The sequence below is a fragment of the Mucilaginibacter sp. genome, assembly GCF_028288185.1.
Classification (GTDB): domain Bacteria; phylum Bacteroidota; class Bacteroidia; order Sphingobacteriales; family Sphingobacteriaceae; genus Mucilaginibacter.
Window position 1 is genome coordinate 108620 of the sequence record NZ_JAQBOF010000010.1, and the last position, 10139, is coordinate 118758.

Here is a 10139-nt window from a genome sequence, read left to right on the forward strand (position 1 = left end):
GAGCCATAAATTCAATCAAGTATTAACAATCAAAAGTGTAAACTTTTTTAGGACGGGTCACTTACAAGTAAAAAGTGATTCAGGTGATTCAAAGTGATTCACTTTTTATGAATCACTGCATCGCCGTAAAATAGTACTAGTTGGAAGGATCAAGGCCCAGCAGCTTTGCCGGGTTTTTACGGGCTATTAGGTCAATGTCATGTTCGGTTAATCCGTTTGCTTTAAGCTGCGCGATGAACGTTCGCAAGCCATCAGGATGCAGCGGATTGTTCTTTTGGCCGAGGTCTGAATCAATAATAAAATGTTCTGCTCCAACTGTTTTAATCACCCTGGCATAATTGGCAATGGTAGCGGGATTTTTAGCATAGCTTAACCCGGCTGGCTGAAAACAAAACTCAATAATAGCGCCCATTGCTGCCATTTGTTTAACCTGGTCTAATGTAGCGCCCAACAGCATGGCATGGGTTACCACTATATTTTTAACGCCCGCTTGCTTTGCCGCGGGTATCAGTATCAATGATTCTTGTGGTGATGAATGCCCGGTCTCGAACACCAAATTATTTTTAGCCATTAGTTGAAATACTTCTGCTAACTCAGGCACAGGCTTGCCGTCCTTCACAACCGGTACAAACTGGCGCGGGCCGGGAGTGTGCTCAAAGCCATTCTCCGCATCAACCGTAGGCAGCCAAACAACTTTACCACGGTGGCCCTCTATCTGTACCATGCGCCTGACAGCTTCGGCATTAATACCACCTACAGACCGATTCAAAACAATGCCTCCAAACACCTCAATACCACCAACTTCCTGCATGGCTACCTGCGCCCTGTCGGCAGTCATGGTATAATGGTTCTTGAGTACAATACCGCGCATACCGTCTTTTTTGGCAAGTCGTGCTAGCTGCACATCGCTTATAGAACGAACAGAAATATCCGGCCCGGTATGGCAATGAAAATCGATAACACCAGTCAGCGAATTAGTATCTGCAGGCATTATCTTTTGTGCCGATACCGAAGTAGCCAGCAGCAAAGCAATACCTGCGAATAATGATCCTGTTCTTGTCATCAAATAACCTATCGTTTGGTTAAAGAGAAAGGCTTGTCAGCAGCGCCGGTGCCTCTTTGCTCATTAGGTTTATCACTCATTTCCAATTTTAAAACGCCACCGTTGGTTAGGTCGGCATGAGTGATAAAGTTTTTAGTATAGGTGCTTCCATTCAAAGTTGCCGATTGGATGTACACGTGGTCTTTATCATTAGCTGGAGCATCAATGATGAATTTCTTGCCATTCTCTAAGTTCAAAGTGATCTTTTTAAACATCGGACTGCCTAAAGCATATTCGCCGGTGCCTGGTGTAACGCTATAAATACCTAAAGCGCTTAACACATACCATGACGATGTTTGTCCTTGGTCCTCATCGCCGGGATAGCCATTTTCGGTAGCGTTGTATAGCTTGTACATCGCATCCCTTGCATGAAATTGTGATTTCCACGGCTCGCCTGCATAATCATATAAATAGATCATGTGCTGGATAGGCTGGTTCCCATGCGCATATTGTCCCATGTTAGCTGCAACCATTTCGGTCATCTCGTGAATCATACCGCGGTAAGTGCCTACTTTAACCTTGTTAGGTTCGCTAAATACAGAGTCAAGCTTGGCGTTAAAATTATTGCTGCCACCCATCAGGTTAATCAAGCCTTGCGTATCCTGAAAAACCGACCAGGTGTAATGCCATGAGTTACCTTCTGTAAATGGGCCGCCCCATTCAATAGGGTCGAAGTTTTTGGTCCACTCGCCGTCAGGCCCTTTGCCCTGCATAAAGTGAGTTGCCGGGTTATATACGTTTTTGTAGTTATACATCTGGCGGGCAAATATGTCCATATAGGTTTTATTACCGGTCATTTTGGCTAACTGGTAACCGCACCAATCGTCATAAGCATATTCTAAAGTTTTAGCTGTTGATTCGCGATAAGTAGGGTACGGAACATAACCTAACTCATAATATTCTTTCCACCCTTCACGCCCGTTAGCCGGACCCCATGGACCTTTGGTTGATGCCTCGTGCATATAAGCTGACAGCGCTTCGTTAGGGTCGAATGTATGGATACCTTTTGCCCATGCATCAGCCAATAAAGATATAGCATGATTACCTACCATACTGCCAGCCTCACTTGGAAATGACCATGACGGCAACCAGCCACATTGTTTATAAGCATCTATCAGAGCCTGCATGTAGCGGCCATGCATTTCTGGTTGTATCAAACTGTTTAGCGGGAATTGTGCCCTGAAAGTATCCCAGAAACCGGTATCCGTATACATATACCCCGGATGCACAGTACCGTCATACGGACTAAAGTAATAAGGTTTGCCATCGGTACCTATTTCATAAAATTTCCTTGAAAATAAACTGGCACGGAAGAAACAAGAGTAGAAAGTTTCTCTATCAGCCTGGGTACCGCCTTCAACTACAATTTTGCCTAATGATTTATTCCAAACCGCGGCGGCATTGGCTTTGGTTTGCTCTAATGTTTTGTCTGGGCCTAACTCGTTCTTTAGAGTCAGTTCTGCCTGTTCTAAGCTGATATATGATGAAGCGGTTTTTACCTGTACTTTAGCGCCATCTTTAAATTGTATATAAGCGCCTTTGCCTAAGCCTTCGGCAGATGTTGAGTCGGCGTTAATTGTGTTTTTCTTATTCTCCCAGGTTCCATAAGCTTTAATAGGCTGATCGAACTGCATGGCGAAATAGCTTTTCCAGCCATTTCTGAAACCACGTCCGTTGTTTACATAGCCGGTTATTCTGTTTTCCTTCGGATAAATTTTAACACCACTTAATTTGGTGTAACCATCCAATACCAAAAAACTCTTTTTGCCTGATGGATAAGTAAATCGTAAATGCGCACCGCGCTCGGTAGGTGAGATCTCAGTAGTTATCTTATTATCAAACTGAACCTTGTAGTAATTGGGTTTACCTATCTCATTAGCATGGCTAAACTTAGCTTCGCGTTTGTTTTCGTCAACAACCAGTTCACTCATTGGCATAAGCGAGAAAACGGCGTAGTCATTTGTCCAAGAACTACACTGGTGCGCTTGCTGGAAACCACGGATATGATCTAAAAAATATTGGTATTTCCAGCCATCGCCATTTTTACCGGTTTGCGGTGTCCAGGTGTGCATGGCAAATGGTAACGCGGTAGTAGGGTAGGTGTTGCCCCTGGTTAATTTAAATTGCGAGTTGGTACCTTGTAAAGTATTAACATAGTTAACAAGATTTAGCTGTTGCGCAAATGCCGTATTGATAAGCAGCAATGGCATAAAAAAAAGATGCTTTAGTTTCATTTTGTATTGAGGTTGGGCCTAAATAGTTGGTTATAAAGGGTGCCGCATGGTTACAGCGGTTTAATAGCCCAATAATAGCAAAAAAACATTGGCCGCTTATTGTGTGATTTAAATATTACAAACAACAAGGCCCGGCGCAAAAATACCGGGCCTTGTATATACAACGTTGCAGAATGCTTTTACATGCTTGTTACCTGTCCGTTTTTAATAGCCAAACCAGCTGTAAAGATCAAACCTTTATCCATCCTTGCAGTCACCGTCTTTTTAATTACATCTGCATTGCGTGGCACTTTCTGGTTAAATACCTGTTTGCCATTTATGGTGACTGTAACCTTTTTATCCAGGTTCACCAAATCATCATTTAAATATAAATACAGTGTTTCGTTTTGATTTTCAAGGATAGTAATATCATTACCAGATACAGCTACTCGTGCTTTTAAACCCTGCTTCGCACTTTCAATAGGTGTGCCCAACCAATAAAACTGATCACGTAAAATATCATCCTGTATCCAGATCACATCTTTTGGCAACGGGTTTCTTTTGTATGAGGCCAACCATGGTACCGCAATAGTATCTTTTCTATTCATCCAATGAGGCATGTCCGGGTAAACATGTGTTTCGTGGATAAAGCTTCCTTTGTAAACTTCTTGCAGGCTATCCAGCCGCTTGCCCCATTGTGCAACTAACATGTTTCTGTTATATGCCGCATCTTTACCACCCACAAATGCCATGAATGGAATATTCTTTAAGTTCAAAATTTGCGCATCGCCAGGGTGCCCGGCCATCATTGACGCTGCACCCCAATAATCGGCCAATCGTGGTGCCAGTTGAAAAACACCATCGCCGCCTGCCGAATAACCCATTACATAAATCTTGTTGGGGTTTACATCTTCCATAACAATAGCATCTTTAACTACTTCGGCTAATAGCTCATCCATCGGATAGTCGTGCCACATGTTCCAGGCATCTTTAGGGCTGCGCGGTACAAAGTATACACCTTCTTTTAGTTTATATAGTTTCTTCTGATTTTCCCATTGCCCATCATTAACCTTTGGTGCAGTACCACCACCGCCATGTAATGAAATATATAGGCTCCTGCCATCCGCCGGTTTTTCGCCAAATATCTGGGTGGTAAATTTTAATATATACTCCTTATACTGAATTTGTTTGGCGGCCCATTCCTCAGCAGCTTTTGGTTTTTGCAGGTCCATTTGGGCTTTAAGCTCAGTTGCGGCTATAGCATCAGCTTTTTTACGGCTAAGGTTAGTTTGCGAGAAAGCCGGGGCACTTGCAAATAGTATAAAGCTAGCTAAAGCAAATAATTGGAGATTGGGTTTGGTTTTAATCATGGGGGATATTTTTGTTGGCTAAATTTAGTTATTGCAAACAACAAAGCCCAATATAAAATACCGGGCTTTGTTGTTATAGGTGATCTACTGCAATTACATTTTTGCAGGGGCTTCTTTGCCACTGTATTTAAGTGTTACAGTTGAATCTTTTGCATAATCATCCCAAAGCTGGTCTATGCTTTTACCGCCTGATAGTGATGCCCAGGTAGCTTCTGTATAAGTATGATTTCTCAATTCTTTATCAATCTGAACAATCATACCAGGCTTAACTTTTTGGTCTATCCATTCAAAAAAACGGGCTGTAACCCTATAACTATTTTTATAACTTTGACTTGCCTTAAACGCCGGCAAGTACCATTTTGAACCAATGTTGTTTACACCATATTTATAACGGATAAAATCAGCAATACCCTCAGTTAACCAAACCGGGCCCGAACCATAACCATAGCCCTGTACAATATGCATGCCCTCATGGGTTACAATGTCAATGTCATAAGGGTGGGCATTCATATATTTAGTACTAAACAAAATGCGGTTACCGCTGGCTTCGGCAACACCTTTATAAGCGGTATCGGTTACAAATACAACCTCATGTGTAGTTTTGTCATTAAACATATTTACCAATTGAGGAAAAACAGTGAAGTAAGTATCGATTAGGTCTTGCTTACAAGTAGGACTAAAATTTGAGTTTTTGTTGATAAACACTAACTGGTAGCCATCTTTTTTGATGGTATCTACCGAGTTCCAATTTTTATGCAGTGCTTCCTGTAGGCTTATCTGAAAACCTTTAAAATTTTTTTTCTTTTTTATCCATTTACTGTTAACCACAATTTCGCCTGGTTTAGCGCTTATGGTGAATTGTTTAGTGGTGTCAATAACGCGCATGGTTACTTCCCTTTTTGTATTATAACCATCGGCAGCGGCAAAACCGGGATAGACCGCTTTAAATTCAGCGTTGATCTGGGCTGTATCTAAATCAGTTTTGGTGCTATTAGCAATTATTACAGTGTATGGGCGTGGCTGGCCACGACGGCGTTGCGGTGTCTGACCGGTTGGGGCATTCGCCGGAGGGGTGGTCTGCGCAAAAGTAGCGGCAGAAAGCATTACTAAAAATGCAATGTTCGAGATTTTTTGGAGCATATCAATTGTTAATTTGGCATAAATATAAATCAAGCAGAATTATATTTATGTAAAAATGAGGCTACAGTATAATTAGTCCTCAATTGCCTCAACACCAAGTTCTTTAAGACGTTCAAGATGATTCTTCATTTCTTTGAGCCGTTCCGGCGAGTGTCCTTGCCAATCGGTAACTACACCAATAACTAGAAGCGGATCACGAGTACGATAGGACTTGGTTGGATTTCCGGGGAATTTCTTGTCTGTCAAATTGGGGTCATTCTCGATAGGTCCTGTAGGTTCTACTATATAAATTCTACCAGGCCCATCGCCCAAAGCAAGCTCGGCTCCCCAAATAGCAGCATCCATGGTCGCTGTCAGATAGACAAATAATGCCTTCTTCTGCTTGCCATAGTTTGAATTAAAACCGGGTGCAATCAAGTCCCCTTGTTGTAGCTGAGCCTTAGTGCCGTGAAAGAATTGCTGCGCATTCAAATCGTGTTTGGCTTCGGTTAATTTATCCATGTTTTTCTTTTTTTTGTTGATGATATCGTCAAAAGTATAGGGTACAGAACACTAAAAAAACGTTTTTTAACTATATTTTTTTGAGAGCAATATGATATATAGATCAGCGTTATCCTTACAACAAACAGAGACGTTGCGGATTATTTTATATTAGCCTATGGTGGGTGTTGTCCCGCACTGCTTTGCGTACTGTAATGCGATATTATAGCAGAGTAATTATATTTATTTAATACAATTCGTACGTATATCGCCTACCTTTGCAGTATGATTAATTATTTTGACTTTTACGCCATAACCCAATCATTCAACCTCGATGCTGCGCAGCTTAAAAAGAAGTTTTACGAACTAAGCAAACAATATCATCCTGATTTTTATGCGAACGAGGATGAAGCCAAACAGCAAGAAATACTGGAGTTATCTACCCTAAATAATAAAGCTTACCAAACACTTTCTGATCCGGCTAAACGCTTAGAATATATTTTAAGGCTACATGACTTGGTATCTGACGGTGCGAAACCACAACTCCCGGCAGATTTTTTAATGGAGATGATGGATATTAACGAACGCTTAATGGAAGTTGATAATGCAACAGAGTTAGGTCATATAACAGCAGAAGTGCTTGCAGTTGAGGGTGATATGAACGATGAATTAAATAGCTTAACAGCTGATTATGAACAGTTAGATGATACCGCAAAAGAGAGCCGCTTAAACGATATTGCAAATATTTACTTTAGGCAAAAATATCTGTTGCGAATTAAGGAGAGTTTAAATACATTTGCATCCCGCTTCTGAGAGGTTGAAAGACACATCCAGACAAAGCATGCCCAGCTGGCGGAATTGGTAGACGCGCTGGTCTCAAACACCTGTGGGAAACCGTGCCGGTTCGACTCCGGCGCTGGGTACACAAAAAGTTAGGTACTACCCAACTTTACTATAAAAATTAAAGACCCTCTTTACATTACGTAATGAGGGTTTTTTATTGAAGAGTATAGCATTTATAGATCTGAGATCTTGAAAAGCTAAACAAAGCTTAGCCGGGAGGCGTTTCACAATAGAGCCACTTGATATAATGGGTATTGAACAACCCGAAATCCCACATAACGAAGGTATTCTTTGATATATCCTAAAATGTCTTATTCGGCTACAATATTCTTTTTACCCCATTCTGCTAATAGCTGCATCACGTCGTTGAGCGACATCCCCTTTTCAGTGAGTGTATACTCCACCTTTGGCGGGACTTCGGCATATACCTTCCGATTGATGATACCGTCAGCTTCCAGTTCTTTTAAATGCCTGGATAATACCTTTAGTGCTATACCATCAATTGTTTTATGAAGCTCACCAAATCGCCTGGGGCCTGATAATAACATCCAGATAATAACGGGTTTCCATTTGCCGCTTATGATACTGATTGATCCTATTATAGAGCAATCACAATCCGGCTCTACTTTTTTTTTAATTATTTTTTCTGCTAACATCCTGATAATGTGAATTAGTGTCTTAAATGTCAATACTTGACAAAGGTAAAGTAATGGCTCAACTTTGTCAAAAAAAGTGAACATGAAAATATTAATAATCGGTGCCACAGGTACCATCGGAAAACACATAACCGCTGCATTACAAAAAAATCATGAAGTAATTAAGGCCGGTTCAAAAAGCAGTGATATACAGGTAGACATATCATCAACCGAGTCGATAGAAAACTTTTACAAACAGGTCGGGAAATTCGATGCCTTGATTTGCGCTGCCGGGGACGCGCAGTTCGGGCCTTTATCAAGTATGAAGGATGCTGATTTCAGGATTGGGGTTAACAGTAAATTGATGGGCCAGGTTAATCTGGTATTGATCGGTCAACATTACATTAATCCTAAAGGGTCGTTTACTTTAACATCAGGTTCATTAGCCGATGACCCGATTGTAATGGGAACAAACATCAGTACGATGAATGGAGCGATCAATGGATTTGTAAAAGGTGCGGCAATAGAGTTGGAGAACGGCGCGCGTATCAATGCGGTAGGTCCTGATATAGTTGAAGAATCCACAGCCTATTTTTCCTATTTCCCTGGACACGTTCCGGTTACCATGAGCCGGGTCGCACAGGCTTATGTCAAAAGCGTGCTGGGCGGGCAAACCGGTCAGATTTATAAAGTGTTGTAACAGGCAATCAAAAATTAAAAATAATAAAAAGATAAAAATAGTTTGTGTTCAATAAATGAATTAACAAACAAGTAAATAAATATTATGAAAATACTCATTTTAGGGGCCACTGGCAGAACCGGTCGCCTTATCGTTGAAGAGGCACTAAAGCAAGACTATGATTTAAATGTTTTGGTGCGAGATAAAAACAAAATATCCTTTAATTCAAAATCAATTAACGTATTTCAAGGAACACCTACCCACAGAGCGGATTTAGCGGCTGCAATGCAAGGCTGTGATCTGATAATAAGTGCTTTGGGTATCGTCAGAGCCTCAGATGCTCCTTGGTCTAAATTAATAACCGCCAAAAATTTCATATCTGAAAGCATTAAAAATGCGATAGCGGAAGCGGATCAGCAAAACGTAAAACGGTTAATTACTATTTCTGCGTGGGGTGTTGGGGAAACCAAAAAACAAATCCCATTTTGGCTCAGATGGCTAATTAACTATACCAACATGGGCCCTGTTTACGCGGAACATGAAAAAGAGGAAAAACTATTAACAAATTCAGACTTAAACTGGACGGCTGTACGGCCTGTTGCCTTAAATGATTCCGATAAGATAAAAACATTAAAAGTGAGTTTTAATAACTTCCCTAAACCAAGTTTATATATCAGCAGGCAAAGTGTGGCTAAATTCATTGTTAATATCGTGAAATCCAATAAGTACGATAGGAAAAGTCCAACTATTTCTGAAAATTAATGTGGGGGGGAGATGCAAGCACAAATTAGCACAGTATGAAAGCAGTAAAAGTAATTGGATTTATCTTGTTAGGATTGTTGGTAGTAGTGGCTGCCACCGGCACTTATGTAAAGGTAGCGTTACCAGATATGGGCGAGGCACCTCAAATTAAAATAGAACGCACAGCAGAACGAATAAAACGCGGCGATTATTTAGCTAACCACGTTGCTGTTTGTATGGACTGCCATAGCACCAAGGACGAGCGTTTGTACGGAGGCCCGGTGGTGGGCGGCTTCGGGGCCGGAGGTGAAAAATTTGATCAACAGATGGGCCTTCCCGGCAAATTTTATGCATCTAACATAACCCCTTATAAATTAAATAGTTGGACAGATGGAGAGTTTTTTCGGGCGTTAACTACGGGAGAGAACAAGTTTGGCAAAGCAATCTTTCCACTAATGCCATGGGATCATATCGGGCAAATGGATAAAGAGGATGTGTATAGTATTATTGCTTATTTGCGTTCCATTCCCGCAATAAAAAAGGACATACCAGCGTCAGAAATAGACTTTCCGGTCAATTTTATCATCAATACCATGCCGCATAAGGCAAGTTTGGGCAAGCTACCATCGGAAAATGATACCATCAGGTACGGCGCTTACCTGGTTAACGCAGCGGCTTGTGTAGATTGTCATAGTAAAAGATACCATGGGGATATCCTCCCCGGGACAGAGTTTGGCGGTGGAATGGAATTTAAACAGCAGGGAGGTGTTGTACGTTCTGCAAATATCACACCAGATAAACTAACCGGTATTGGATCATGGAGTAAAGATATATTCATTCAACGATTTAAAAGCTTTGAAGGTAAAGAAAAGCAAGCGGCTAAACTTAACCCCGGCGATCCACAAATACCAATGCCGTGGTATTTGTATGCTGGAA

The 10139-nt window shown here is 41.3% G+C and carries 10 protein-coding genes and 1 tRNA gene; 5 read left to right on the forward strand and 6 right to left on the reverse strand.

Annotation, left to right across the window (positions count from 1 at the left end):
* Window positions 1-136: 136 nt before the first annotated feature.
* From JWQ34_RS04830 to arr, 5 genes are all read right to left on the reverse strand, one after another.
* Window positions 137-1063, reverse strand: coding sequence for a DUF6282 family protein (locus tag JWQ34_RS04830; protein ID WP_299354704.1), 927 nt, complete (start codon window positions 1061-1063; stop codon window positions 137-139).
* An 8-nt stretch (window positions 1064-1071) separates the two neighbouring features.
* Window positions 1072-3336 carry a GH92 family glycosyl hydrolase gene (locus JWQ34_RS04835; RefSeq protein WP_299354707.1) on the reverse strand — a complete coding sequence of 755 codons (2265 nt, stop codon included), beginning with the start codon at window positions 3334-3336 and terminating at the stop codon, window positions 1072-1074.
* Between the two features lie 179 nt (window positions 3337-3515).
* On the reverse strand, window positions 3516-4685 hold the full coding sequence (locus tag JWQ34_RS04840; RefSeq protein ID WP_299354710.1) for a dienelactone hydrolase family protein: 1170 nt from the start codon (window positions 4683-4685) through the stop codon (window positions 3516-3518).
* 93 nt (window positions 4686-4778) lie between these two features.
* A complete protein-coding gene (locus JWQ34_RS04845; RefSeq protein WP_299354713.1) occupies window positions 4779-5825 on the reverse strand; it encodes a basic secretory protein-like protein in 1047 nt (348 codons plus the stop codon).
* 72 nt (window positions 5826-5897) lie between these two features.
* On the reverse strand, window positions 5898-6326 hold the full coding sequence (gene arr / locus JWQ34_RS04850; protein WP_299354716.1) for an NAD(+)--rifampin ADP-ribosyltransferase: 429 nt from the start codon (window positions 6324-6326) through the stop codon (window positions 5898-5900).
* Between the two features lie 264 nt (window positions 6327-6590).
* Here arr and hscB point away from each other — a divergent pair, with 264 nt between their 5' ends.
* Both hscB and JWQ34_RS04860 read left to right on the forward strand, forming a co-directional pair.
* On the forward strand, window positions 6591-7118 hold the full coding sequence (gene hscB / locus JWQ34_RS04855; RefSeq protein WP_299354719.1) for a Fe-S protein assembly co-chaperone HscB: 528 nt from the start codon (window positions 6591-6593) through the stop codon (window positions 7116-7118).
* 30 nt (window positions 7119-7148) lie between these two features.
* A tRNA-Leu gene (locus JWQ34_RS04860) sits at window positions 7149-7228 on the forward strand.
* Between the two features lie 231 nt (window positions 7229-7459).
* Here JWQ34_RS04860 and JWQ34_RS04865 read toward each other — a convergent pair.
* Window positions 7460-7804, reverse strand: coding sequence for a helix-turn-helix domain-containing protein (locus tag JWQ34_RS04865; protein WP_299354722.1), 345 nt, complete (start codon window positions 7802-7804; stop codon window positions 7460-7462).
* A gap of 82 nt (window positions 7805-7886) precedes the next feature.
* On the opposite strand from JWQ34_RS04865, the gene JWQ34_RS04870 reads away from it, so the two are divergent.
* The 3 genes from JWQ34_RS04870 to JWQ34_RS04880 all read left to right on the forward strand — a co-directional run.
* Window positions 7887-8483, forward strand: coding sequence for a short chain dehydrogenase (locus tag JWQ34_RS04870; RefSeq protein WP_299354725.1), 597 nt, complete (start codon window positions 7887-7889; stop codon window positions 8481-8483).
* An 84-nt stretch (window positions 8484-8567) separates the two neighbouring features.
* On the forward strand, window positions 8568-9224 hold the full coding sequence (locus JWQ34_RS04875) for an SDR family oxidoreductase (protein WP_299354727.1): 657 nt from the start codon (window positions 8568-8570) through the stop codon (window positions 9222-9224).
* Window positions 9225-9259: 35 nt separating this feature from the next.
* On the forward strand, window positions 9260-10139 hold an 880-nt coding region (locus JWQ34_RS04880), incomplete at its 3' end, for a cytochrome C (RefSeq protein WP_299354730.1).

Coding starts and splice junctions, on each gene's coding strand:
- JWQ34_RS04870 (WP_299354725.1), top strand. CDS start 7,887: ATGAAAATATTAATAATCGGTGCCACAGGTACCATCGGAAAACACATA.
- arr (WP_299354716.1), bottom strand. CDS start 6,326: ATGGATAAATTAACCGAAGCCAAACACGATTTGAATGCGCAGCAATTC.
- JWQ34_RS04875 (WP_299354727.1), top strand. CDS start 8,568: ATGAAAATACTCATTTTAGGGGCCACTGGCAGAACCGGTCGCCTTATC.
- JWQ34_RS04840 (WP_299354710.1), bottom strand. CDS start 4,685: ATGATTAAAACCAAACCCAATCTCCAATTATTTGCTTTAGCTAGCTTT.
- JWQ34_RS04845 (WP_299354713.1), bottom strand. CDS start 5,825: ATGCTCCAAAAAATCTCGAACATTGCATTTTTAGTAATGCTTTCTGCC.
- JWQ34_RS04830 (WP_299354704.1), bottom strand. CDS start 1,063: ATGACAAGAACAGGATCATTATTCGCAGGTATTGCTTTGCTGCTGGCT.
- hscB (WP_299354719.1), top strand. CDS start 6,591: ATGATTAATTATTTTGACTTTTACGCCATAACCCAATCATTCAACCTC.
- JWQ34_RS04865 (WP_299354722.1), bottom strand. CDS start 7,804: ATGTTAGCAGAAAAAATAATTAAAAAAAAAGTAGAGCCGGATTGTGAT.
- JWQ34_RS04835 (WP_299354707.1), bottom strand. CDS start 3,336: ATGAAACTAAAGCATCTTTTTTTTATGCCATTGCTGCTTATCAATACG.